The sequence below is a fragment of the Pseudomonas sp. CP-1 genome, from assembly GCF_021213715.1.
Classification (GTDB): domain Bacteria; phylum Pseudomonadota; class Gammaproteobacteria; order Pseudomonadales; family Pseudomonadaceae; genus Pseudomonas; species Pseudomonas aeruginosa.
Window position 1 is genome coordinate 1 of sequence record NZ_JAJQKY010000053.1, and the last position, 1,801, is coordinate 1,801.

Below are 1,801 nucleotides of genomic sequence, written 5' to 3' on the forward strand. Positions count from 1 at the left end.
CCATTCGTCATTGGCCGAATCGAACAGGGCGAAGGTCTGCCCCGGCTTGGCGGGCTCGCCCATCTGCGCATTGTTCGGGGTGGCGAAGGCAATGCCGCCCTCCATCAGCGCCTCCATCGACTCGGTGCGTAGCGACAGACCTTTGAACAGGCTGGCGTCGACGCCGAAGCCGCTGGCATTCCAGAAACGGCTGCCGGTACGCACCAGCGGTACGTAGCGCGGTTCGATGAGGATGCCGATCAGCACCCGGTCGGCCTGTTCGCCCAAGGCCAGGTCGACGACCTTGCCCACCGGGATCTGCCGGTAGGTCACCAGGTTGCCCGGCTTGATCGAGCCCTTGCGCGGCGCGCTGAGGGTCAGCCGCAGGCCGTTTTCCCGGCCCAGCAGGTTGGGCGCTTCGGCGAGAGTCTGGAAGCGTGCCTGGCGCTCGCCCGGCGTGCTCGACGGCAGCGCCTCGATATAGGGGCCGCTGACCAGGGTTCCGAGGTTCTCGGTACGCAGCAGGCCGAGCGCCGGACGCACCACCCAGAAGCGGGTTCCGCTGCGGGCGACGCGCTCGCCGGCGGAAGTCAGGCGGGCCTTCATCTGTACCCCGGAGAGGTCCGGGTTCAGCTCGACGCTTTCGATCTTGCCGATGTCCAGGCCCTTGAAGCGGATCGGCGTGCCTTCGCGCAGGCCGTCGGCATTGTCGATGCTCAGCTGGATCTCCACGCCACGGGCCATCGCCGCCTCCTCGCTGTCGAAGAGGGTGAAGCGACGCACCTTGGTCACGGTCGGCGCCTTCGGATCGAGGGTGTCGAAGGAAATCCCGCCGGTGATCAGGGTCTGTAGCGACTCGCTCTTCACCTGCACGCCGCTGAGGTTGCCGGTCAGGGTGATCCCGCTGGAGTTCCAGAAGCGCGTCGAGGTATTCACCAGGTGCGCGTACTCCGGCTCGATGTGCACACCCACCACCACTCGCTGGCGGTCGCGCGACAGCTGGTAGCTCTGCACGCTGCCGACGCGGACCTGGCGGTAGAGGATCGGCGCGCCGATGTCGATCGAGCCGAGCTTGTCGCTGGTCAGCACCAGGTGCAGGCCGGGCGCGTCGGTGTTCAGCGGCGGCGCTTTCGGGCGGATGGTGAACTCGCGACTCGGCGCGCCGCTCTTGGCGAAGCGCACGTCGATATAGTTACCTTTCACCAGAGCCTCGAGGCCGGTGATGCCGGCCAGGGAGATGCTTGGCTTGACGGTCCAGAATTCGGTGCCTTCCAGCAGCATGTCCTCGACCCGCGGATCCATCGCCAGGTCGGCAGTGGCGCTGCTGTAGTCCTTGCCCATGTCGATCGACTTGACCAGGCCGACCTGCACGCCGTTGAACATCACCGGGGTGCGCCCTGGATCGATACCACTGACGTCGTTCATCTTCAGCTTCACGCGCAGACCGGCCTGGGCCGCGTCGTAGTCGTCGTACAGGCGGAACGGCTTGCTCGGATCGGTCGGCGGGCTGTCGGTGCGGTTCTCCGGAGTAGAGAAGGCGATACCGCCGGCGACCAGGGTCAGCAGCGACTCGCTGTGCACCTTGAAGCCGGACAGGCCGCCGGAAATGGAGATGCCGCTGGCGTTCCAGAATCGCGTGTGCTTGCGCACCAGGTCCGCGTAGGCCGGCTCGATGTGCACCTTGATCTCGATGGTCCTCTGGTCATCGCCCAGCTGGAAGCTCTTCACCTGGCCGACCTGGATCTGCCGGTAGAACACCGGGCTGCCCTGCTCCAGGGAGCCCAGGCGATCGGCCTTGAGGGTCAGGTGCAGGCCGGGCAGC

General features: G+C 66.5%; 1 protein-coding gene. It reads right to left on the reverse strand.

All coding sequences use genetic code 11. The annotated features are described in order from the left end of the window. A partial coding sequence (locus LT948_RS32990) for an MlaD family protein (RefSeq protein WP_073657442.1) occupies positions 1–1,801 on the reverse strand: 1,801 nt, incomplete at both ends.